Genomic DNA, 20269 nt, shown 5'->3' with positions numbered 1-20269 from the left:
TCATGAGTGCGCTGCGACGGCCATGCGCAGGCGGTGTGTGACGCGCAGGGGGCTGCCGTCTGCGGCGTGCGCCGTGCGCAGGAGGTGGTCGATCCGCTGCCGGTCGGCTTCGGTGTCGGCGAGTGCGGCCAGCAGCGGGGTCAAGGACCGCTCGGTATAGGGGTCCCGCTCCGCCACACGGACCCATTGCTGCAAGGTCTCCCGCGCAGTGTCGGTGTGCGCGCGGTCGCGCAGCCCGGCACGCCAGAGGCCGGTGACGAGTTCGTCCTCGTCGCATTCGGGAGAGGTGCGGGCATCGGCGAACCACTTCAGGACGAGAGGGCGGTCAGTGCCCTCCTCGGACTCACGGCAGGCGAGACCGAAGGCGCGCAACGCGTGGTTGTACAGCGCCTCGTCGTGTGGCGTCTGTTCGTCCTTGACCAGTGGGGCGAGACGCGGAAGCACCGGCTCATGGGCGGCGAGCAGCAACAGCTGGGTGGCTTCGGCGAGTTGGTTCACCTCCTCTTCCTCGTCGTTCTCCAGACGTACCGTGTCGAGCAGCGCGTCCAGCGCCTCCACCGGCTCCATCGGGCCGAGGAGCCCGTAGACGCGGATCGCGGTCCATCGGCGGCTGGGGTGCTCGCCGGTGCACCAGGCGTGCAGGATTCGGGACACGCCCCGTACCTGGAGAAGGCTGGCCAGGCTGAGCGTGTTCGCGGCGGTCAGCCAGTCGTTGTAGGACCTGCCACCGGCCCAGGGCTCGACCAGGTGGGCCATGGCGGACGGCAGGTCTGCCTCGGCGAGGAGCGCCGTGGCTGCGGCGGCCCGAGTGCGGACCAGCGGGCGGCCGTCCTTCGCGAGCTGCTGGAGCCAGCGCACCAGGGCGGTGCGCGCGGAGGGATGCACGGTCCAGACCTCGCGCAGCAGCATGCTTGCGGTGTGCTTGTCCTGGAACTCGGCCCGGTACTGGGAGACCGGGCCCCATTCGGTGACCTCGTCCTGCGTACTGCCGACGGCATGGGCGAAGGCGAGGCGCGATGCCGTGGAGCTGCCGAAGATCGGGATCACGGGTGGCTTATCGGGGTTGGCCGTCGTCTGGAGTTCGACGAAGAGACTGTCGCCGAGTTCCGCCGCGATCGCGTACGGGGCCTTGTCGAAGACGGCGAGGGCGATGAGGAACGCCTTGTCGCGCAGTTCGTCCCCGCCTTCCTTCTCGGGCGACGTGAGCCACCCGGAGACCCGGTCGGCCAAGGCCGACTGCGCGAAGTCGGCCAGTTGCTCCTCGTCGAGTTCGCCCCGGTGGTGGGCGGCGAGCTGATCGGCGAACTTCTCGGTCTCGCCGGGCCGGTGCGTACGGTCGAGGAATTCCTCGACCGACGTGAGCCGGCGCAGCCGCTCCCACGCCTCGTGTCCCACCCGGGCCGTCGTATGGGCGCGCAGGACGTCCTCGGCCGGTGGCGGTTCCCACAGCACGAAGGGGATCTCGCCCAGCATCGCCGACGAATCCACAGTGATCACGAGCCGTCCGCCGCGCAGCCGCAATTTCTCCCGCATGCTCAGCAGGTGGGGTCCCAGGAGCGGACGGCTGCGGCTGGTCGACAACTCGTGCAGGAGAAAGCCGGGGGAGTCCTCCAGAGCGTCCGGCAGAGCCGCCGGGGCCGTGCCCGGATCGAAGGACTGGATCGGGTGGGCACCGAGCCGGTGCAACAGCATGAGCCCGGCGGACTCGCGCCCGGTGCCGCGGCTGCCCTTGAGTACGACGACATGGTCGTCCCGGAGCCGCTCCAGTGCCGCGTCGAAGTTCGGGCAGGTCCGGAAGACGGTCGCCAGCCGCTCGACGTCCCCGCGGCGGACCTGGCCGGATACCGAACGTGAGCCGGCGCCGAAGCCTCGTGGACCGAGGTTGATGTTGACGTTGCCCGCGACATGGCCGCCGGTGACTCCTAGCTGGTCGCCACGGATCAGGCTGCCGACGAAGTCGGGGGCGTGGTCGATCAGGTCACGGCGGGCGGCCCAGGCAGGCTGTCGTGCTTCGGGTTCCTGTTCCGGCTCCTTGCCGCCATCGGGAGCCTCGTCTGGATTGGCGGCGTCCGTGTCCGGCTTCTCGCTCTTCTCGGGTCGCTCTCCCTTCGGCGGCTTCTCCGGCTTGGCTTCCTCCTGGCTCACTTCCGGTCACCCCGCTCTCCGCCTCGCAAGTCAAAGTTGACGTCGCCGGCGACGTGGCCGCCGGTGACCCCGTACTGCGAGCCCATGATCTGGGTGCCCGCGGGGGAGGGAGTGGCGGAGGGGGAGCCAGTGGGGGATGAGCCGATGGGCCCGGAGCCTCCGCTGCCACCTCGCTCGGGCGTCACCACATGGTGCAGCCAGGCGCTGCTCGGCCCTTCCTTGGTCTGCACGGCAACCTCGTGGAACTCCTCCGGGCGCACACCGTGGTGACCATGGCGTACGACGCCTCGGTAGACAGTGTCCGACACGCAGAGGACGCTGTTGTCGGAGCCGGCCCGCAGGGCCTCGCGCAGCGGCTCGGCATCCAAAAGGCGGAAAGCATGATTCAAATCCCCGCCGACCCAGCCCTTCTCGTCCACGGCGACGTATCCGGCCGCCAGGACAATGCGCAGTCGCATGCGGGTGCTGCCCGCCATCAGCCGGTTCTTGGCATGCAGCAACATCGGGGTCTCGGTGAGCAGAGCCTTCAGCAGCCCGGACACCGGCACGTTCGCGTCGATGAGTTCGACGACGGAGTCCCCTCGGTCGGTGCGGAGCCGAGCCGTTTCGCTGACGTCGGCCGCGGCGAGGGTAGCGTCAGCGACGTCGTAGAGCATGCGTCGGAGAAAGGCCTGTTCGACATCGTCTCTGGTGCCGAACTGCTCGATGTCGAACAGCAAAATCGTGCGGTTCAGGAAGTCGGTCATGTCTGCCTCTCGCCGGATCGGCCCGTTGGACCAGAACGATGGCGGACCACGGCGAGTCGGCAGAGGGACGATGACGCGGAGGAAGTGTGACCACGTGCACAGAGCGACGTTCGGTTACCAATGCGTCACTTAGTGCTTGCGCTTCCGTCGCCGGCCCCGGCTATGCGGCGCAGGACGTCAGGCCGTACGACGAGGACGCGGCGGCGGCTCGTGACGACGACCCGGCGGTCGCGTAACTCCTTCAGGAGCCGGGCCACCGCCTCCCGCGAGGAACCCACCGAGCCCGCGAACTCCTGCTGGCTGAGCGGGACGGTGAGCTCGATGCCCTCCTCGGTCCGCGTGCCGTGGGTGCGCACGAGGTCGAGCAGCAGGACGGCGAGCCGCTCGCGCACCGTGAGCGCCGCCCACTCCAGCCGGCGTCGGTCGGTCGAACGCTGCCGGTCGGTGGCCAGGCCGAGGAGCTTGAGCGCCACCTCGGGGCTGCCGGCGAGGAACCTGGTGAAGCGCCCCTGGTCGATGGCGGCCGTCTCGACCTTCTCCAGCGCGGTCACGGTGGCCGAGCGGCCCCGGCCACTGAGTGCGGCGCCTTCGCCGACGATGTCGCCGGGGCCACGCAGGGCGAGCAGTGCCTCGTATCCGTTCGCCGCGGTGGCCGTGACCTTGGTCCAGCCCTGCAAGAGCAGCAGGACATGCGTTGACGGCTCGTCCTGGCGCATAATGATGCTTCGCGCGGGATAGCTCAGGGGGCGACCGATGGCGAGCAGCGCCCTGCGGTCCTCCCGCTCCAGGCGAGCGAGGAAGGGCACCCGGTCGTCCAGGCCGTCGTCGTCCCACGCGTGCGCTTGCCCCCCGGCCATGCCGTTGCCCCCGTGTTCACGTGCGCCGATGCCTTCGATCTCGCAACCAGTCAACGTACTTGAGGCAACCGTGCGGGGAACGGGCGACAACCGGCCTCTCTGGCCGACACCAGTCACGGCGAAGCCGAAAAGCCCGGCGTGTCGCCCCCCATCGCATTTGTTTTGACCAGACTCGATGAGGTAGGTACGCTCAGACCTTGTGCCTGGGGTGTGCCTGGGCTCGCGCGCGTGTCATCAACCGCTGCGGGAGTCCGAGAACGGCCACCGTAATCTGCGCCTCTTTCCGCCTTGCGGCGGGAGTCTGCAGGATTCGACACACCCGACCGCGTGGGTCGGCGACGTTCCAGGTTAGCTTTACTATTCGGCACACAGAAACCGGAGAAGTAGTGCCTACGATCCAGCAGCTGGTCCGTAAGGGCCGGCAGGACAAGGTCGAGAAGAACAAGACGCCCGCACTCGAGGGTTCGCCCCAGCGTCGTGGCGTCTGCACGCGTGTGTTCACGACCACCCCGAAGAAGCCGAACTCGGCCCTCCGTAAGGTCGCGCGTGTGCGTCTGACCTCCGGGATCGAGGTCACGGCCTACATTCCGGGTGAGGGACACAACCTGCAGGAGCACTCCATCGTGCTCGTGCGTGGTGGCCGTGTGAAGGACCTGCCTGGTGTTCGCTACAAGATCATCCGCGGTTCCCTCGACACCCAGGGTGTCAAGAACCGCAAGCAGGCCCGCAGCCGCTACGGCGCCAAGAAGGAGAAGTAAGAATGCCTCGTAAGGGCCCCGCCCCGAAGCGCCCGGTCATCATCGACCCGGTCTACGGTTCTCCTCTGGTGACCTCCCTCATCAACAAGGTGCTGCTGAACGGCAAGCGCTCCACCGCCGAGCGCATCGTGTACGGCGCCATGGAGGGCCTGCGCGAGAAGACCGGTAACGACCCGGTCATCACGCTGAAGCGCGCGCTCGAGAACATCAAGCCGACCCTCGAGGTCAAGTCCCGCCGTGTCGGTGGCGCGACCTACCAGGTCCCGATCGAGGTCAAGCCGGGCCGTGCGAACACGCTCGCCCTGCGCTGGCTCGTCGGTTACTCCCGCGCCCGTCGCGAGAAGACCATGACCGAGCGTCTGCTCAACGAGCTCCTCGACGCCTCCAACGGCCTCGGCGCCGCTGTGAAGAAGCGCGAGGACACCCACAAGATGGCCGAGTCCAACAAGGCCTTCGCGCACTACCGCTGGTAGTCGCTACCCCCATCGAGACCGAGAGAAGACTGAGCCGACATGGCTACCACTTCACTTGACCTGGCCAAGGTGCGCAACATCGGCATCATGGCCCACATCGACGCGGGCAAGACGACGACCACCGAGCGGATCCTGTTCTACACCGGTGTGTCGTACAAGATCGGTGAGGTCCACGACGGCGCCGCCACGATGGACTGGATGGAGCAGGAGCAGGAGCGTGGCATCACGATCACCTCTGCTGCCACCACCTGTCACTGGCCGCTGAACGACGTCGATCACACGATCAACATCATCGACACCCCGGGCCACGTCGACTTCACCGTCGAGGTGGAGCGTTCGCTCCGCGTGCTCGACGGTGCCGTGACGGTGTTCGACGGCGTCGCCGGCGTCGAGCCCCAGTCCGAGACCGTGTGGCGTCAGGCGGACCGCTACGGCGTCCCGCGCATCTGCTTCGTCAACAAGCTCGACCGCACCGGTGCCGAGTTCCACCGTTGTGTCGACATGATCGTCGACCGTCTCGGTGCGACCCCGATCGTCATGCAGCTGCCCATCGGCGCAGAGGCTGACTTCCAGGGCGTCGTCGACCTCGTCACCATGAAGGCCTTCGTCTGGTCCGCAGAGACCAAGATGGGCGAGGCCTACGACATCGTCGACATCCCCGCCACGCACACCGAGGCTGCCGAGGAGTACCGCGGCAAGCTCCTCGAGGCCGTCGCGGAGAACGACGAAGAGATGATGGAGCTGTACCTCGAGGGCCAGGAGCCCACCGAGGAGCAGCTGTACGCGGCGATCCGTCGCATCACCATCGCCTCCGGCAAGGGCGGCGACACCACCGTCACCCCCGTCTTCTGCGGTACCGCGTTCAAGAACAAGGGCGTCCAGCCCCTGCTCGACGCGGTCGTGCGCTACCTTCCCTCCCCCCTGGACGTCGAGGCCATCGAGGGTCACGACGTCAAGGACCCGGAGCTGGTCGTCAAGCGCAAGCCGTCCGACGACGAGCCGCTGTCGGCCCTCGCGTTCAAGATCGCGAGCGACCCGCACCTCGGCAAGCTCACCTTCGTCCGGATCTACTCCGGTCGCCTGGACTCCGGCACCGCGGTGCTGAACTCCGTCAAGGGCAAGAAGGAGCGCATCGGCAAGATCTACCGCATGCACGCGAACAAGCGTGAGGAGATCGAGTCGGTGGGCGCCGGTGACATCGTCGCCGTCATGGGCCTGAAGCAGACCACCACGGGTGAGACGCTCTCCGACGACAAGTCCCCGGTCATCCTGGAGTCCATGGACTTCCCGGCGCCGGTGATCGAGGTCGCCATCGAGCCGAAGTCCAAGGGCGACCAGGAGAAGCTGGGTGTCGCCATCCAGCGTCTCTCGGAGGAGGACCCCTCCTTCCGCGTCCACTCGGACGAGGAGACCGGCCAGACCATCATCGGTGGTATGGGTGAGCTCCACCTCGAGGTGCTCGTCGACCGCATGAAGCGCGAGTTCCGCGTCGAGGCGAACGTCGGCAAGCCGCAGGTCGCGTACCGCGAGACGATCCGCAAGACCGTCGAGCGCGTCGACTTCACGCACAAGAAGCAGACCGGTGGTACCGGTCAGTTCGCCAAGGTGCAGATCGCGATCGAGCCGATCACGGACGGCGACGCGTCGTACGAGTTCGTCAACAAGGTCACCGGTGGCCGCATCCCGCGGGAGTACATCCCGTCGGTGGACGCCGGTGCGCAGGAGGCCATGCAGTTCGGCATCCTCGCGGGCTACGAGATGACGGGCGTCCGCGTCACGCTTCTCGACGGTGCCTACCACGAGGTCGACTCCTCGGAGCTCGCCTTCAAGATCGCCGGTTCGCAGGCCTTCAAGGAGGCCGCGCGCAAGGCGTCCCCCGTGCTGCTCGAGCCGATGATGGCCGTCGAGGTCACCACGCCCGAGGACTACATGGGCGACGTCATCGGCGACATCAACTCCCGCCGTGGCCAGATCCAGGCCATGGAGGAGCGCAGCGGCGCTCGCGTCGTGAAGGGCCTCGTGCCCCTCTCGGAGATGTTCGGCTACGTCGGAGACCTCCGCAGCAAGACGTCGGGTCGCGCAAGCTACTCAATGCAGTTCGACTCCTACGCCGAGGTTCCGCGGAACGTCGCCGAGGAGATCATCGCGAAGGCCAAGGGCGAGTAACTCACCCGAGTTCACGCTTTAGGCTTGACACCATCCGCCGGGGTTCGACCCCGCAGGGCAAGAACCCCGGCGGCTGGCTTCCCAGCAAAGATCACCTGGCGCCGATGAAGCAAGGCGTACAGAACCACTCCACAGGAGGACCCAGTGGCGAAGGCGAAGTTCGAGCGGACTAAGCCGCACGTCAACATCGGCACCATCGGTCACATTGACCACGGTAAGACGACCCTCACGGCCGCCATTACCAAGGTGCTGCACGACGCGTACCCCGACCTGAACGAGGCCTCGGCCTTCGACCAGATCGACAAGGCTCCCGAGGAGCGCCAGCGCGGTATCACGATCTCGATCGCGCACGTCGAGTACCAGACCGAGGCGCGTCACTACGCCCACGTCGACTGCCCCGGTCACGCGGACTACATCAAGAACATGATCACGGGTGCCGCGCAGATGGACGGCGCGATCCTCGTGGTCGCCGCCACCGACGGCCCGATGCCGCAGACCAAGGAGCACGTGCTCCTGGCCCGCCAGGTCGGCGTTCCGTACATCGTTGTCGCCCTGAACAAGGCCGACATGGTGGACGACGAGGAGATCCTGGAGCTCGTCGAGCTCGAGGTCCGTGAGCTCCTCTCCGAGTACGAGTTCCCGGGCGACGACCTTCCGGTCGTCAAGGTGTCCGCTCTGAAGGCCCTCGAGGGCGACAAGGAGTGGGGCAACACCGTCCTCGAGCTCATGAAGGCCGTGGACGAGTCCATCCCGGAGCCCGAGCGCGACGTCGACAAGCCGTTCCTGATGCCGATCGAGGACGTCTTCACGATCACCGGTCGTGGCACGGTCGTCACCGGTCGTATCGAGCGTGGTGTCCTCAAGGTCAACGAGACCGTCGACATCATCGGCATCAAGACCGAGAAGACCACCACCACGGTCACCGGCATCGAGATGTTCCGCAAGCTGCTCGATGAGGGCCAGGCCGGTGAGAACGTCGGTCTGCTCCTCCGTGGCATCAAGCGCGAGGACGTCGAGCGCGGCCAGGTCATCATCAAGCCCGGTTCGGTCACGCCGCACACCGAGTTCGAGGCCCAGGCCTACATCCTGTCGAAGGACGAGGGTGGCCGTCACACCCCGTTCTTCAACAACTACCGCCCGCAGTTCTACTTCCGCACGACGGACGTGACCGGCGTTGTGACCCTCCCCGAGGGCACCGAGATGGTCATGCCGGGTGACAACACCGAGATGTCGGTGGAGCTCATCCAGCCCGTCGCCATGGAAGAGGGCCTGAAGTTCGCCATCCGTGAGGGTGGCCGGACCGTCGGCGCCGGCCAGGTCACCAAGATCAACAAGTAAGTCCCTGACTTGCTTGCGGATCGGGGTAACCCGGTTGCTCTGAACTGAGCGCATCGCAGTACACGCAGTAACGGAAGGGCCCGTACGACTTCGGTCGTACGGGCCCTTTTGTTGTTCCGGGTGTGCGCTTCCCCGGTGGTGACGAGGAGAACTGTTGAAGGTCACTCGTGGTACCAGTACCTGCTTCGCTGCGGCACTGATGGCTGTCGGCTTCTTCTCCGCCTGCTCCGTCCCGGACGCGGATGATCGGCCGGTGACCGAAGGACGTGACTGGCGCTGGGACGAGGAGGCAGGAGCGGACGATGCTTCAGCCTTCATGGAGGTGGCAGTCCCCAAGGGAGCGGCCGGCGTCAAAGCCGCGGAAGGGGACGCGGTGCCGGAGGCCAAGCTCTTCAGGCATCTTGGGCTGGCCGAGCCACAGACCCTGAAGAGAACGCGTTGGGCCGGTGTGTGCCCGCCGTGCGTGGGCGACGGGCGCCGTAAGAAGGTTCAGTGGGGCGAGATCTACGTTCAGACCCTTGAGCCGGGGCGGGCGCGGGTCTATCTGCGGGCGTTCTGAGCCCTTCAGGACTCAGAAGCCCAGGTACGTCAGCTGGACGACGTAGACGCATTCGCTACGTACGACGGTCTGGTACCGGAACATTCCGCCGGGGACGGCGATGTCGCCGCCCTTTGGGTCGACGTCTTGGTGACCGCGGCCGTGGATGTACAGCGCCTCGGCTGCCCTGACCAGTTCCGCGGCCTTGCGCTCGACTTCGGTGAGAAAGGCTGGTGACGCGGTGCGGGCGGCTTCCTCTGCCGCGAAGGCGTACTCCCAGCTCCAGCTCAAGTCCGTACTGCCTTCATGGCCTCGTCCAGGACGGCGCTCAGCTCGCGCAGGGCTTCGTGGGCGACGGCAGCGTCCTCGTGTTCGAGTTCCCGCGTGGCGCGGGCGTGCCGGCTGGACAGGTCGGGGCGGCGGGCGATCTCGATGTCCCGGGCCCAGGTGAGGACCCAGCCCTGCACGGGGCTGAGGGACTGCCATGCGACAGCCTTGGCGAAGGCTTCGTCCTTGGTTCGCTGCATCTCCGGTAGACGTGCGGGGGCGACGACGGCGAGGGCGGCGCGCAGGGCGTCCGGGGTCTGCTCGGGGCGGGGAACCAGCTCGTGTCCGTGGTCGGCCTGCGTGCTCATGGTGTCCTCCCGAGAGTGCCCTGGCCAGGTTAGTCGGCCGGGGTGCACGGGGTGTGGAGACGCGAACATTGCCGAGTGTTTCCCCTGGTCAATCAGCGTATGGAGGGACGTGGCAGGCGCGGCAGTGGCCTGGTTCGGGGGCGCGGAAGGCGCGGTCGCAGGCGTCGCAGTTCTGGAGCGGGTGCCGGACGGACTGCGGAGTCGGGAACGGGGGTGGGGGCGGGAGCAGCACTGTCAGGCGGTGCGCCAGGAGCGCGGCGGGGCGGCGTGGGCCCTCGGGAGGCAGGTCGTGGGTGAGGGCGTGGCGTACGGAAGCGGGGTCGGCGCCGCGCTCCAGCCAGGCGGCGACTCCGAGGGCGAGGTGGGCGGTATCGCGGTCGGTGAGGAGCAGGCGGGGGTCGTGATGGCGCAGGTCGGCGAGCAGGTCGGTGGCCTGCTGGAGGAGGGCCGGGGCGGGGCAGGTGGGGTGCGGTACGGCGACGAGGGGCCGAGGGTGATTGCGGGGCGGGTGCGCGAGTGGGTTCTCGTTGGGGTCTGCTGGGGCTGAGGCAGCAGCGGGGGTGAGGGGAGCCGCGGGACTGGCAGGCGGCCTCGGTGTCGTGGCGGGCGCGAGCGGCTGGATCGTGTGCGGCTGGTTGCAGGAGATCGTGCGGGTGATGATGCGGCCTGCGGGGGTGCGTTCGCGGTCGCGGCGCAGGTAGCCGTGGGCCTCCAGCTCGCGCAGGGCGGCGGCGATACGGTCGACCCCTCGGGGAAGCGGGCCGCGAGGGTCTTGATGTCCGCGCGAGCCCCGGCCGGCAGCGACTGGATGTGGCAGGCCAGGCCGATCGCCAGGAGGGAGAGCTCCTGGTGTTGCGCGAGGTGGTTGCCGACCACCGTGAAGCGGGTGGTGTGGCGGGTGTTCTCGTGGGCGATCCCGGAGGCCTGCGGCCGGGCAGCGGCGGGGTGTGCTCGGCCCCGGGGGAGCGCGGTCGCCCTTGAGGGGGGTTTGTCGCCGCCAATGGCGGACCGGGCGCGCGTGGACGCGCTAGGGTTTTGGGTGTCCATCGGGAAGTGCCTCTTCCTCGGTGGTCAGGCCCTCGCTCTGGGATTCGCAGTCCCGGCGGGGGCCGTCGCATGTCTGGAGTTGTTCTCGTCTGCTGGGGCTGAGAGTAGGGCCATTGGGGGGCCGGAAAGCCAGCTGAGCCGGTGATGTCACCCGGGGGAGTGAGCGGGGCGGGGCGGGACCCTGCGGGTGGGCAGCGGGGTCCTGGCGCCGGGGTTGGTGGGGCTTGGTGGGGTTCTTTGTCTCTCTCAGGTTTCTTGGGAAGGCGCCTCTGTCGCCGGAGCGCGGGGGAGTGGGTTCCGGTGGGGTGAAGCCCGTGAATCACGTCACGCAGAGTGGCCCTCACTTCTACGCTCGTAGTGACTCGGTGGCTGCGTACCGTGACCTTGTACAGGCTTTGTCCAGCGGTGTACCGCCTGGCCGGAAGGTCACGCGGGTACGGCGTCGACCGTACGTGGCGGAGGCTCGACAAAGCGGGAGGCGGTCGCATGGAACGGTCGACGGAGGGTGATCGGGAGCCGGAGGAGCCGGAGTGGGAGGTCGACCCGGAGGATGAGCACGGTGCGGCGATCGTCGCCTTCATCGGGCGGCAGTTGCGGGTCCGCCGGGAGGCCGCCGGGATGCGAGCCGCCGAGTTCGCAGCGGCCATGGGGTACGGGGAGGGTCTCGTCTACAAGGTCGAGGGCGGCAAGCGGATTCCTCGGCCGGAGTACCTCGACAAGGCGGACGAGGTCCTGGGTGCGGATGGCGCTGTCGCGGCGATGAAGGACGACGTGGCGGAGGCGAGGTAACCGAAGAAGGTTCGGGATCTGGCGCGGTTGGAGGCCAGGGCGGTCGACCTTCAGTGGTACGGCGCCCATGACATCCATGGCGTCCTGCAGACCGAGGAATATATGCGGGCGCTGTTCGAGATGCGGCAGCCTGTGTACACGTCCGGCGAGGTGAATCGCGTGACGTCCGCGCGGTTGGCGCGGCAATCGATCTTCGAGAGGGAACCCGCTCCGGCACTCAGTTTTGTGCTGGAGGAATTGGCGCTGCGGCGTCCGCTCGGGGGCAGAATGGTTCTGCGTGGACAGCTCGAACGACTGCTGGAAGTCGGGCAGTTGCGCAACGTATCCCTTCAGGTGATGCCGATCGACCTGGAGGAGCACGCTGGAGTGGACGGAAGTATCACGATGCTGAAGTTCGGGGATGGCACCGCTGTGGGCCGTTCCCCAGGGGTCGCCGCGGGGCGGCCGGTCGACGATCCCAAGCAGTTTCGAGTCCTGGAACTGCGGTACGGCATGGTCCGGGCCCAGGATCTCACCCCGAAAGAGTCGCTGGCCTTCATTGAGCAACTGCTGGGAGAAAGATGAACCGCATGGTCTCCGCTGGAGGCGGCGCCGAGCTGGAATGGCGCAAGAGCAGCTACAGCAGCAACGGCAGTGAGGGCGACTGCGTCGAGGTCGCCCACGCCCCCGGCGCCGTCCACGTCCGTGATTCCAAGAACGCGCGCGGGCCCCGGCTCGCCGTGGGCGACACAGCGTGGGCGGACTTCGTGACGTACGCCTCTGGGAGCTGATTCCCCGCCGGGACGGCACGGCACAGTACGCACGGCGCGCCGACCCCGCCCCGGGTTTGATCTCCGTCACCCAGCGGGTACTCTCTTCGGCCCGATTGGCACCACAGGTGCCCCGTATGGCAGACTGTCATGGTTGCTCGGTTGAGTGCCGATGCTGCGCGCCTCCCGCCGGGAGGACCGGAAGCGAGTCCCACAGTACTCGTCGCCTTATCTGTCGCTAGCGGCAGCGCTTTGGCGGACGTACGGGAATCTTTCGGGAAGTGCAGTGCGGTTGCTCGGCCAGGCGCCCGGTGGGTTTCTTCCCCCGGACCCGCGGTCATCGAGGGCCGCAGCCCCTAGCAGGGAACTCCTTCGGGAGAACTGTGTGAGCGGGACTGCGACACGCCCGACCGCGTGGGTCGGAGGAGGTAGAAAAAAGGGCCTCCCGGGAGCCAGAGCGTTCGAGACGAAGGACTACTAAGTAGCCATGGCGGGACAGAAGATCCGCATCCGGCTCAAGGCCTACGACCACGAGGTCATCGACTCTTCGGCGAAGAAGATCGTCGAGACGGTGACCCGCACTGGTGCGTCGGTCGCGGGCCCGGTGCCGCTGCCCACTGAGAAGAACGTGTACTGCGTCATCAAGTCGCCGCACAAGTACAAGGACTCTCGCGAGCACTTCGAGATGCGCACGCACAAGCGCCTGATCGACATCCTCGACCCGACCCCCAAGACCGTTGACTCGCTGATGCGCCTGGACCTTCCGGCCGGCGTTGACATCGAGATCAAGCTCTGAAGGGCGCGAAGAAGATGACCAAGCAGATCAAGGGCATCCTGGGCGAGAAGCTCGGCATGACCCAGGTCTGGGACGAGAACAACCGTGTCGTCCCGGTGACCGTGGTCAAGGCCGGGCCCTGCGTCGTTACCCAGGTCCGTACGAATGACAGCGACGGCTACGAGTCGGTCCAGATCGCCTTCGGCGAGATCGACCCGCGCAAGGTGAACAAGCCCCTCAAGGGCCACTTCGCCAAGGCCGACGTGACCCCCCGTCGCCACCTCGTCGAGATCCGTACCGCTGGTGCCAGCGAGTACACCCTCGGCCAGGAGCTGACTGCCGAGACGTTCGAGGCCGGTATCAAGGTCGACGTCACCGGCAAGAGCAAGGGCAAGGGCTTCGCCGGTGTGATGAAGCGTCACAACTTCCACGGCGGCAAGGCCTCCCACGGTGCCCACCGCGTGCACCGCAAGCCCGGTTCCATCGGTGGCTGTGCCACCCCCGGCCGTGTCTTCAAGGGCATGCGCATGGCGGGTCGCATGGGCAACGAGCGGGTCACCACCCAGAACCTGACCGTCCACGCCGTTGACGCGGAGAAGGGTCTGCTGCTCATCAAGGGCGCGGTTCCTGGTCCGAACGGCGGCCTCGTCCTGGTCCGTACCGCGGCCAAGGGGGCCTGAGGTAACCCATGAGCACCATTGACATCCTTTCGCCGGCAGGCGACAAGACCGGGACGGTCGAGCTCCCCGCGGAGATCTTCGACGTCGAGAAGATCAGCATCCCGCTGATCCACCAGGTCGTCGTCGCGCAGCTGGCCGCGGCCCGTCAGGGCACGCACAAGACCAAGACCCGCGGTGAAGTCCGTGGTGGTGGCAAGAAGCCTTACCGCCAGAAGGGCACCGGCCGCGCGCGCCAGGGTTCGACCCGTGCGCCGCAGTTCGCCGGCGGTGGCGTCGTCCACGGCCCCGTGCCGCGTGACTACTCCCAGCGCACCCCCAAGAAGATGAAGGCTGCCGCTCTGCGTCACGCCCTCACCGACCGGGCGCGCAACTCCCGCATCCACGTCGTCTCCGGCGTGGTCGAGGGCGAGATCTCGACGAAGGCCGCGAAGAGCCTGCTCGGCAAGGTCAGCGAGCGCAAGAACGTGCTCCTGGTCATCGAGCGCTCGGACGAGCTGTCGCTGCTCTCCGCCCGCAACCTGCCCCAGGTCCACATCCTGGAGCCGGGCCAGCTGAACACGTACGACGTGCTCGTCTCGGACGACGTGGTCTTCACCAAGGCCGCGTTCGAGTCCTTCGTGTCCGGCCCGAAGGCCACTGACACCGAAGGGAGCGAAGCCTGATGGCCATCCGTCACCAGAGCATCGCGTCCAAGGCCGCGAAGGCCGCCAAGGCCGCGCGCGTCGCCAAGGCGAAGCGCATCGCGACCGAGGGCAAGATCGCCGTTGAGCCCACCCCGCTGAGCAAGTCCTTCTCGGACCCGCGCGACGTCCTCGTCAAGCCGGTCGTCTCCGAGAAGTCGTACGCGCTGCTCGACGAGGGCAAGTACACGTTCATCGTGGCTCCGGGCGCCAACAAGACCCAGATCAAGCAGGCCGTCGAGGCGGTCTTCTCGGTCAAGGTCACCGGCGTCAACACGATCAACCGTCAGGGCAAGCGGAAGCGTACGCGCACCGGGTTCGGCAAGCGTGCCGACACCAAGCGCGCCATCGTGACCCTTGCTGAGGGCGACCGTATCGACATCTTCGGCCAGGCCTCCTAACGGAGTGCCCTGGTCCGAATATCGGACGAGGACTGAGAAATGGGAATCCGCAAGTACAAGCCGACTACGCCGGGCCGTCGTGGCTCCAGCGTCGCCGACTTCGTCGAGGTAACGCGGTCCACGCCGGAGAAGTCGCTGGTTCGCCCGCTGCACAGCAAGGGCGGCCGTAACAACGCCGGTCGGATCACCGTTCGTCACCAGGGTGGCGGACACAAGCGCGCCTACCGCGTGATCGACTTCCGTCGTCACGACAAGGACGGCGTGCCGGCCAAGGTCGCGCACATCGAGTACGACCCCAACCGCACGGCGCGCATCGCGCTGCTGCACTACGCGGACGGCGAGAAGCGCTACATCCTCGCCCCGCGCGGCACGCAGCAGGGTGACCGGATTGAGAGCGGCCCCGGTGCCGACATCAAGCCCGGCAACAACATGGCGCTGCGCAACATCCCCGTGGGTACGACGATCCACGCCATCGAGCTGCGGCCCGGCGGCGGCGCGAAGTTCGCCCGCTCCGCGGGTGCCTCCGTGCAGCTGCTCGCGAAGGAAGGCGCCATGGCGCACCTTCGCATGCCGTCCGGTGAGATCCGCCTGGTCGACGTCCGCTGCCGCGCCACCATCGGCGAGGTCGGCAACGCCGAGCAGTCGAACATCAACTGGGGCAAGGCCGGCCGTATGCGCTGGAAGGGCGTCCGCCCGACCGTGCGTGGTGTCGTGATGAACCCGGTCGACCACCCGCACGGTGGTGGTGAAGGCAAGACCTCCGGTGGACGTCACCCGGTCTCGCCGTGGGGCAAGAAGGAGGGTCGTACTCGTGATCGCAACAAGGCGAGCAACAAGTACATCGTCCGTCGCCGCAAGTCGAACAAGAAGCGCTAGGAGCGGGTTTAGATGCCGCGCAGTCTCAAGAAGGGGCCCTTCGTCGACGACCACCTCGTAAAGAAGGTGGACGTCCAGAACGAAGCAGGCACCAAGAACGTCATCAAGACCTGGTCCCGGCGCTCGATGATCATTCCCAGCATGCTGGGTCACACGATCGCGGTGCACAACGGCAAGACCCACATCCCGGTGTTCGTCACCGAGTCGATGGTCGGCCACAAGCTCGGCGAGTTCTCGCCGACTCGCACCTTCCGCGGCCACGTCAAGGACGACCGGAAGTCGAAGCGCCGCTAGCGCGGGGTGGAACGACTATGACTAACACCGAAGGGACAACCATGGAAGCCAGGGCCCAGGCGCGGTACATCCGCGTCACGCCCATGAAGGCCCGCCGCGTGGTGGACCTCATCCGTGGCATGGATGCCACGGAGGCTCAGGCGGTCCTGCGTTTCGCCCCGCAGGCCGCGAGCGTGCCGGTCGGCAAGGTGCTGGACAGCGCCATTGCCAACGCCGCGCACAACTACGACCACACCGACGCCTCTTCGCTGGTCATCAGCGAGGCGTACGTGGATGAGGGCCCGACCCTGAAGCGGTTCCGTCCGCGTGCTCAGGGCCGTGCCTACCGGATCCGTAAGCGGACCAGCCACATCACCGTGGTCGTCAGCAGCAAGGAAGGAACCCGGTAATGGGCCAGAAGGTAAACCCGCACGGGTTCCGGCTCGGTGTCACGACCGACTTCAAGTCGCGTTGGTACGCCGACAAGCTGTACAAGGACTACGTCAAGGAAGACGTCGCCATCCGTCGGATGATGACGTCCGGCATGGAGCGCGCCGGCATCTCGAAGGTTGAGATCGAGCGCACCCGTGACCGCGTGCGTGTGGACATCCACACCGCTCGTCCCGGCATCGTCATCGGCCGCCGTGGCGCCGAGGCCGACCGCATCCGCGGTGACCTCGAGAAGCTCACGGGCAAGCAGGTCCAGCTGAACATCCTCGAGGTCAAGAACCCCGAGGTCGACGCTCAGCTCGTGGCCCAGGCCGTCGCGGAGCAGCTGTCCTCCCGCGTCTCCTTCCGTCGCGCCATGCGTAAGAGCATGCAGTCGGCGATGAAGGCGGGCGCCAAGGGCATCAAGATCCAGTGTGGTGGCCGCCTCGGTGGCGCCGAGATGTCGCGCTCGGAGTTCTACCGCGAGGGCCGTGTGCCCCTGCACACGCTCCGCGCCAACGTGGACTACGGCTTCTTCGAGGCCAAGACGACCTTCGGCCGCATCGGCGTGAAGGTCTGGATCTACAAGGGCGACGTCAAGAACATCGCCGAGGTCCGCGCCGAGAACGCCGCTGCCCGCGCCGGCAACCGCCCGGCCCGTGGTGGCAACGACCGCCCGGCCCGTGGTGGCCGCGGTGGCGAGCGTGGCGGTCGCGGTCGCAAGCCGCAGCAGTCGGCTCCGGCCGCCGAGGCCCCCAAGGCCGAGGCGCCCGCCGCTGCTCCGGCTGCTGAGAGCACCGGAACGGAGGCCTGACCGAAATGCTGATCCCCCGTAGGGTCAAGCACCGCAAGCAGCACCACCCGAAGCGCAGCGGTATGTCCAAGGGTGGCACGCAGGTTGCGTTCGGCGAGTACGGCATCCAGGCGCTGACCCCGGCGTACGTGACGAACCGTCAGATCGAGGCCGCTCGTATCGCCATGACGCGTCACATCAAGCGTGGCGGCAAGGTCTGGATCAACATCTACCCGGACCGCCCCCTCACCAAGAAGCCTGCCGAGACCCGCATGGGTTCCGGTAAGGGTTCGCCGGAGTGGTGGGTCGCCAACGTCAAGCCCGGACGCGTGATGTTCGAGCTGTCGTACCCGAACGAGAAGATTGCTCGTGAGGCGCTCACCCGCGCTGCTCACAAGCTTCCGATGAAGTGCCGCATCGTCCGGCGCGAGGCAGGTGAGTCGTGATGTCGGCCGGTACCAAGGCGTCCGAGCTGCGCGAGCTGGGCAACGAGGAGCTTGTCAACAAGCTTCGCGAGGCCAAGGAAGAGCTGTTCAACCTCCGCTTCCAGGCGGCGACGGGCCAGCTCGAGAACCACGGCCGGCTCAAGGCCGTCCGTAAGGACATCGCGCGGATCTACACCCTCATGCGTGAGCGCGAGCTGGGCATCGAGACGGTGGAGAGCGCCTGATGAGCGAGAGCAACGTGACTGAAGAGACGAAGGCCGCCCGCGGCTTCCGCAAGACCCGTCAGGGTCTGGTCGTCAGCGACAAGATGGACAAGACCGTCGTCGTCGCTGTCGAGGACCGCGTGACCCACGCGCTGTACGGCAAGGTCATCCGCCGTACGAACAAGCTCAAGGCGCACGACGAGCAGAACGCTGCCGGCGTCGGCGACCGCGTCCTCCTGATGGAGACGCGTCCGCTGTCCGCCACCAAGCGCTGGCGCATCGTCGAGATCCTCGAGAAGGCCAAGTAATTCTCTGAGGGGTATCCCTCAGGGTTCGTTCCGCCAGGCTCGGCAGGGGCCCATCTCGTAAGAGAGAAGCCCCTGCCGGGAACCGGCAGACAAACAGGAGATAGACGTGATCCAGCAGGAGTCGCGACTGCGCGTCGCCGACAACACGGGTGCGAAGGAAATTCTCACCATCCGTGTTCTCGGTGGCTCGGGTCGCCGCTACGCGGGCATCGGTGACGTCATCGTCGCCACCGTGAAGGACGCGATCCCCGGTGGCAACGTGAAGAAGGGTGACGTCGTCAAGGCGGTCATCGTTCGCACCGTCAAGGAGCGCCGCCGTCCGGACGGCTCGTACATCCGCTTCGACGAGAACGCCGCCGTCATTCTGAAGAACGACGGCGACCCTCGCGGCACCCGTATCTTCGGCCCCGTCGGCCGTGAGCTGCGCGAGAAGAAGTTCATGAAGATCATCTCGCTCGCGCCGGAGGTGCTGTAAGCATGAAGATCAAGAAGGGCGACCTGGTCCAGGTCATCACCGGTAAGGACAAGGGCAAGCAGGGCAAGGTCATTGCCGCTTACCCGCGCGACGAGCGCGTCCTGGTCGAGGGTGTCAACCGGGTCAAGAAGCACACGAAGGCCGGCCCGACCGCCAGCGGCTCGCAGGCCGGCGGCATCGTGACCACCGAGGCCCCCGTCCACGTCTCCAACGTCCAGCTGGTCGTGGAGAAGGACGGCAACAAGGTCGTCACGCGCGTCGGTTACCGCTTCGACGACGAGGGCAACAAGATCCGCGTTGCCAAGCGGACGGGTGAGGACATCTGATGACGACCACCACCACTCCGCGTCTCAAGACGAAGTACCGCGAGGAGATCACGGGCAAGCTGCGTGAGGAGTTCTCGTACGAGAACGTCATGCAGATCCCCGGCCTGGTCAAGATCGTGGTCAACATGGGTGTCGGCGACGCCGCCCGTGACTCGAAGCTGATCGACGGCGCCATCCGCGACCTCACCACGATCACCGGTCAGAAGCCGGCCGTGACGAAGGCCCGGAAGTCCATCGCGCAGTTCAAGCTGCGCGAGGGCCAGCCGATCGGCTGCCACGTCACGCTCCGTGGCGACCGCATGTGGGAGTTCCTGGACCGCACCCTGTCGCTCGCGCTGCCGCGCATCCGCGACTTCCGTGGTCTGTCCCCCAAGCAGTTCGACGGCCGTGGCAACTACACCTTCGGTCTCACGGAGCAGGTCATGTTCCACGAGATCGACCAGGACAAGATCGACCGCGTCCGGGGTATGGACATCACCGTGGTGACCACGGCGACCAACGACGCTGAGGGCCGTGCGCTCCTTCGTCACCTCGGCTTCCCGTTCAAGGAGGCGTAAGCGAGATGGCGAAGAAGGCTCTGATTGCCAAGGCTGCTCGTAAGCCCAAGTTCGGTGTGCGTGCGTACACCCGCTGCCAGCGCTGCGGCCGCCCGCACTCCGTCTACCGCAAGTTCGGCCTCTGCCGCGTGTGCCTTCGTGAGATGGCTCACCGTGGCGAGCTCCCGGGCGTGACCAAGAGCTCCTGGTAGTCCCCGCTTTTTGGGACTGCCTGGATCTCTCGGTAAGTAAAGGGCTGGCAGCCGCCCTCCTCCAGATGGCTTAGGCTAGGAGGGTTGGGCGTCTGCCGCCCTGACCGACTTACTACGCCGTAGGTCCCCGCGCCGCACCCGTCCCGCCTCTGAGTGGGGAGAGGGATGGCGCAGATAGGAAACCCCGGCGAGAGAGGCCGAAGGCCAATTCATGACCATGACTGATCCGATCGCGGACATGCTGACTCGTCTGCGTAACGCGAACTCGGCGTACCACGACACCGTGGCGATGCCGCACAGCAAGATCAAGTCTCACATCGCGGAGATCCTCCAGCAGGAGGGCTTCATCACGGGCTGGAAGGTCGAGGACGCCGAGGTTGGCAAGAACCTCGTTCTCGAGCTGAAGTTCGGCCCGAACCGTGAGCGCTCCATCGCGGGCATCAAGCGGATCTCCAAGCCCGGTCTCCGGGTTTACGCGAAGTCCACCAACCTGCCGAAGGTCCTCGGCGGCCTCGGCGTGGCGATCATCTCCACGTCGCACGGTCTCCTGACCGGCCAGCAGGCAGGCAAGAAGGGCGTAGGTGGGGAAGTCCTCGCCTACGTCTGGTAGTCGGG

General features: G+C 66.9%; 27 protein-coding genes and 2 pseudogenes. 23 read left to right on the top strand and 6 right to left on the bottom strand.

The genetic code is table 11. From position 1 onward, the window contains the following. From AC07DO_RS27725 to AC07DO_RS27715, 3 genes are all read right to left on the bottom strand, one after another. A complete protein-coding gene (locus AC07DO_RS27725; protein WP_479063437.1) occupies positions 1-2145 on the bottom strand; it encodes a hypothetical protein in 2145 nt (714 codons plus the stop codon). Then, entirely contained in the window at positions 2142-2891 is a 750-nt protein-coding gene (locus AC07DO_RS27720; protein ID WP_479063436.1) for a hypothetical protein, read from the bottom strand. The genes AC07DO_RS27725 and AC07DO_RS27720 overlap by 4 nt, the downstream gene beginning before the upstream one ends. Before the next feature lie 125 nt (positions 2892-3016). Then, positions 3017-3748: a Crp/Fnr family transcriptional regulator gene (locus AC07DO_RS27715; protein ID WP_479063435.1), complete on the bottom strand. Its 732-nt coding sequence runs from the start codon at positions 3746-3748 to the stop codon at positions 3017-3019. Between the two features lie 386 nt (positions 3749-4134). Between AC07DO_RS27715 and rpsL the strand changes: the two genes are divergently transcribed. The 5 genes from rpsL to AC07DO_RS27690 all read left to right on the top strand — a co-directional run bounded on the left by rpsL (position 4135) and on the right by AC07DO_RS27690 (position 9042). After that, positions 4135-4506 carry a 30S ribosomal protein S12 gene (gene rpsL, locus AC07DO_RS27710; RefSeq protein ID WP_003948652.1) on the top strand — a complete coding sequence of 124 codons (372 nt, stop codon included), beginning with the start codon at positions 4135-4137 and terminating at the stop codon, positions 4504-4506. 2 nt (positions 4507-4508) lie between these two features. Then, positions 4509-4979 (top strand): 30S ribosomal protein S7, encoded by a 471-nt coding sequence (rpsG, locus tag AC07DO_RS27705; protein WP_003974303.1) that lies wholly within the window; start codon positions 4509-4511, stop codon positions 4977-4979. Between the two features lie 39 nt (positions 4980-5018). After that, the gene (gene fusA, locus AC07DO_RS27700) at positions 5019-7145 is read left to right on the top strand and encodes an elongation factor G (RefSeq protein ID WP_479063434.1); all 2127 of its coding nucleotides are present in this window, start codon (positions 5019-5021) and stop codon (positions 7143-7145) included. A 144-nt stretch (positions 7146-7289) separates the two neighbouring features. Next, entirely contained in the window at positions 7290-8483 is a 1194-nt protein-coding gene (gene tuf / locus AC07DO_RS27695; protein ID WP_150171078.1) for an elongation factor Tu, read from the top strand. 154 nt (positions 8484-8637) lie between these two features. Next, on the top strand, positions 8638-9042 hold the full coding sequence (locus AC07DO_RS27690; RefSeq protein ID WP_479063433.1) for a hypothetical protein: 405 nt from the start codon (positions 8638-8640) through the stop codon (positions 9040-9042). 12 nt (positions 9043-9054) lie between these two features. On the opposite strand, the gene AC07DO_RS27685 is transcribed toward AC07DO_RS27690, so the two are convergent. From AC07DO_RS27685 to AC07DO_RS27675, 3 genes and pseudogenes are all read right to left on the bottom strand, one after another. After that, positions 9055-9312, bottom strand: coding sequence for a hypothetical protein (locus AC07DO_RS27685; RefSeq protein ID WP_479063432.1), 258 nt, complete (start codon positions 9310-9312; stop codon positions 9055-9057). After that, the gene (locus AC07DO_RS27680) at positions 9309-9656 is read right to left on the bottom strand and encodes a hypothetical protein (protein ID WP_479063431.1); all 348 of its coding nucleotides are present in this window, start codon (positions 9654-9656) and stop codon (positions 9309-9311) included. Before AC07DO_RS27680 ends, AC07DO_RS27685 begins: the two co-directional genes overlap by 4 nt. Positions 9657-9744: 88 nt before the next feature. Continuing rightward, positions 9745-10703 (bottom strand): annotated as a pseudogene (locus AC07DO_RS27675) (helix-turn-helix domain-containing protein). Positions 10704-11189: 486 nt separating this feature from the next. Here AC07DO_RS27675 and AC07DO_RS27670 point away from each other — a divergent pair. The 18 genes and pseudogenes from AC07DO_RS27670 (at position 11190) to rpsH (ending at position 20264) form a co-directional block, all read left to right on the top strand. Further along, positions 11190-12056, top strand: a pseudogene (locus AC07DO_RS27670) (helix-turn-helix domain-containing protein). Further along, the gene (locus tag AC07DO_RS27665) at positions 12053-12262 is read left to right on the top strand and encodes a DUF397 domain-containing protein (protein WP_479063430.1); all 210 of its coding nucleotides are present in this window, start codon (positions 12053-12055) and stop codon (positions 12260-12262) included. Before AC07DO_RS27670 ends, AC07DO_RS27665 begins: the two are co-directional and overlap by 4 nt. 466 nt (positions 12263-12728) lie before the next feature. Further along, a complete protein-coding gene (gene rpsJ, locus AC07DO_RS27660) occupies positions 12729-13037 on the top strand; it encodes a 30S ribosomal protein S10 (RefSeq protein ID WP_003948644.1) in 309 nt (102 codons plus the stop codon). 14 nt (positions 13038-13051) lie between these two features. Then, entirely contained in the window at positions 13052-13696 is a 645-nt protein-coding gene (rplC, locus tag AC07DO_RS27655) for a 50S ribosomal protein L3 (RefSeq protein WP_030782583.1), read from the top strand. A gap of 8 nt (positions 13697-13704) precedes the next feature. Continuing rightward, complete coding sequence (rplD, locus tag AC07DO_RS27650) at positions 13705-14358, top strand: 50S ribosomal protein L4 (RefSeq protein WP_150171088.1); 654 nt, start codon at positions 13705-13707, stop codon at positions 14356-14358. Further along, on the top strand, positions 14358-14777 hold the full coding sequence (rplW, locus tag AC07DO_RS27645) for a 50S ribosomal protein L23 (protein ID WP_055564827.1): 420 nt from the start codon (positions 14358-14360) through the stop codon (positions 14775-14777). Before rplD ends, rplW begins: the two co-directional genes overlap by 1 nt. Before the next feature lie 39 nt (positions 14778-14816). Continuing rightward, complete coding sequence (gene rplB / locus AC07DO_RS27640) at positions 14817-15653, top strand: 50S ribosomal protein L2 (protein WP_055698225.1); 837 nt, start codon at positions 14817-14819, stop codon at positions 15651-15653. 12 nt (positions 15654-15665) lie between these two features. Further along, the gene (rpsS, locus tag AC07DO_RS27635; RefSeq protein ID WP_125514475.1) at positions 15666-15947 is read left to right on the top strand and encodes a 30S ribosomal protein S19; all 282 of its coding nucleotides are present in this window, start codon (positions 15666-15668) and stop codon (positions 15945-15947) included. 41 nt (positions 15948-15988) lie between these two features. Next, on the top strand, positions 15989-16336 hold the full coding sequence (rplV, locus tag AC07DO_RS27630; protein ID WP_004571827.1) for a 50S ribosomal protein L22: 348 nt from the start codon (positions 15989-15991) through the stop codon (positions 16334-16336). Then, entirely contained in the window at positions 16336-17169 is an 834-nt protein-coding gene (rpsC, locus tag AC07DO_RS27625; protein ID WP_055564829.1) for a 30S ribosomal protein S3, read from the top strand. Before rplV ends, rpsC begins: the two co-directional genes overlap by 1 nt. Before the next feature lie 5 nt (positions 17170-17174). Continuing rightward, the gene (gene rplP / locus AC07DO_RS27620; protein ID WP_055698227.1) at positions 17175-17594 is read left to right on the top strand and encodes a 50S ribosomal protein L16; all 420 of its coding nucleotides are present in this window, start codon (positions 17175-17177) and stop codon (positions 17592-17594) included. Next, on the top strand, positions 17594-17818 hold the full coding sequence (rpmC, locus tag AC07DO_RS27615) for a 50S ribosomal protein L29 (protein WP_006347226.1): 225 nt from the start codon (positions 17594-17596) through the stop codon (positions 17816-17818). The genes rplP and rpmC overlap by 1 nt, the downstream gene beginning before the upstream one ends. Then, positions 17818-18105 carry a 30S ribosomal protein S17 gene (rpsQ, locus tag AC07DO_RS27610; RefSeq protein WP_150171090.1) on the top strand — a complete coding sequence of 96 codons (288 nt, stop codon included), beginning with the start codon at positions 17818-17820 and terminating at the stop codon, positions 18103-18105. The genes rpmC and rpsQ overlap by 1 nt, the downstream gene beginning before the upstream one ends. A gap of 106 nt (positions 18106-18211) precedes the next feature. Next, positions 18212-18580, top strand: a complete 369-nt coding sequence (rplN, locus tag AC07DO_RS27605; RefSeq protein ID WP_003974257.1) for a 50S ribosomal protein L14 — start codon at positions 18212-18214, stop codon at positions 18578-18580. Positions 18581-18582: 2 nt separating this feature from the next. After that, on the top strand, positions 18583-18906 hold the full coding sequence (rplX, locus tag AC07DO_RS27600) for a 50S ribosomal protein L24 (protein WP_016645174.1): 324 nt from the start codon (positions 18583-18585) through the stop codon (positions 18904-18906). Then, positions 18906-19463: a 50S ribosomal protein L5 gene (gene rplE, locus AC07DO_RS27595; RefSeq protein ID WP_055564831.1), complete on the top strand. Its 558-nt coding sequence runs from the start codon at positions 18906-18908 to the stop codon at positions 19461-19463. The genes rplX and rplE overlap by 1 nt, the downstream gene beginning before the upstream one ends. Positions 19464-19468: 5 nt before the next feature. After that, a complete protein-coding gene (locus AC07DO_RS27590) occupies positions 19469-19654 on the top strand; it encodes a type Z 30S ribosomal protein S14 (RefSeq protein WP_003956452.1) in 186 nt (61 codons plus the stop codon). 211 nt (positions 19655-19865) lie between these two features. Next, on the top strand, positions 19866-20264 hold the full coding sequence (gene rpsH / locus AC07DO_RS27585) for a 30S ribosomal protein S8 (protein WP_018528360.1): 399 nt from the start codon (positions 19866-19868) through the stop codon (positions 20262-20264). Positions 20265-20269: the final 5 nt, after the last annotated feature.

It is taken from the genome of Streptomyces sp. NPDC045678 (assembly GCF_056432085.1).
This window is presented reverse-complemented; position numbering and strand designations above follow the sequence as displayed.

What these genes read in the sequence shown, in the direction of transcription:
- rplB (WP_055698225.1), top strand. Translation starts at nt 14,817, where the DNA reads ATGGGAATCCGCAAGTACAAGCCGACTACGCCGGGCCGTCGTGGCTCC.
- rplE (WP_055564831.1), top strand. Translation starts at nt 18,906, where the DNA reads ATGACGACCACCACCACTCCGCGTCTCAAGACGAAGTACCGCGAGGAG.
- AC07DO_RS27680 (WP_479063431.1), bottom strand. Translation starts at nt 9,656, where the DNA reads ATGAGCACGCAGGCCGACCACGGACACGAGCTGGTTCCCCGCCCCGAG.
- rplV (WP_004571827.1), top strand. Translation starts at nt 15,989, where the DNA reads ATGGAAGCCAGGGCCCAGGCGCGGTACATCCGCGTCACGCCCATGAAG.
- fusA (WP_479063434.1), top strand. Translation starts at nt 5,019, where the DNA reads ATGGCTACCACTTCACTTGACCTGGCCAAGGTGCGCAACATCGGCATC.
- rplC (WP_030782583.1), top strand. Translation starts at nt 13,052, where the DNA reads ATGACCAAGCAGATCAAGGGCATCCTGGGCGAGAAGCTCGGCATGACC.
- rpsH (WP_018528360.1), top strand. Translation starts at nt 19,866, where the DNA reads ATGACCATGACTGATCCGATCGCGGACATGCTGACTCGTCTGCGTAAC.
- rpsJ (WP_003948644.1), top strand. Translation starts at nt 12,729, where the DNA reads ATGGCGGGACAGAAGATCCGCATCCGGCTCAAGGCCTACGACCACGAG.
- AC07DO_RS27715 (WP_479063435.1), bottom strand. Translation starts at nt 3,748, where the DNA reads ATGGCCGGGGGGCAAGCGCACGCGTGGGACGACGACGGCCTGGACGAC.
- rpmC (WP_006347226.1), top strand. Translation starts at nt 17,594, where the DNA reads ATGTCGGCCGGTACCAAGGCGTCCGAGCTGCGCGAGCTGGGCAACGAG.
- rplP (WP_055698227.1), top strand. Translation starts at nt 17,175, where the DNA reads ATGCTGATCCCCCGTAGGGTCAAGCACCGCAAGCAGCACCACCCGAAG.
- rplD (WP_150171088.1), top strand. Translation starts at nt 13,705, where the DNA reads ATGAGCACCATTGACATCCTTTCGCCGGCAGGCGACAAGACCGGGACG.
- AC07DO_RS27665 (WP_479063430.1), top strand. Translation starts at nt 12,053, where the DNA reads ATGAACCGCATGGTCTCCGCTGGAGGCGGCGCCGAGCTGGAATGGCGC.
- rpsS (WP_125514475.1), top strand. Translation starts at nt 15,666, where the DNA reads ATGCCGCGCAGTCTCAAGAAGGGGCCCTTCGTCGACGACCACCTCGTA.
- AC07DO_RS27590 (WP_003956452.1), top strand. Translation starts at nt 19,469, where the DNA reads ATGGCGAAGAAGGCTCTGATTGCCAAGGCTGCTCGTAAGCCCAAGTTC.
- rpsG (WP_003974303.1), top strand. Translation starts at nt 4,509, where the DNA reads ATGCCTCGTAAGGGCCCCGCCCCGAAGCGCCCGGTCATCATCGACCCG.
- rplW (WP_055564827.1), top strand. Translation starts at nt 14,358, where the DNA reads ATGGCCATCCGTCACCAGAGCATCGCGTCCAAGGCCGCGAAGGCCGCC.
- rpsC (WP_055564829.1), top strand. Translation starts at nt 16,336, where the DNA reads ATGGGCCAGAAGGTAAACCCGCACGGGTTCCGGCTCGGTGTCACGACC.
- rplX (WP_016645174.1), top strand. Translation starts at nt 18,583, where the DNA reads ATGAAGATCAAGAAGGGCGACCTGGTCCAGGTCATCACCGGTAAGGAC.
- AC07DO_RS27720 (WP_479063436.1), bottom strand. Translation starts at nt 2,891, where the DNA reads ATGACCGACTTCCTGAACCGCACGATTTTGCTGTTCGACATCGAGCAG.
- rpsQ (WP_150171090.1), top strand. Translation starts at nt 17,818, where the DNA reads ATGAGCGAGAGCAACGTGACTGAAGAGACGAAGGCCGCCCGCGGCTTC.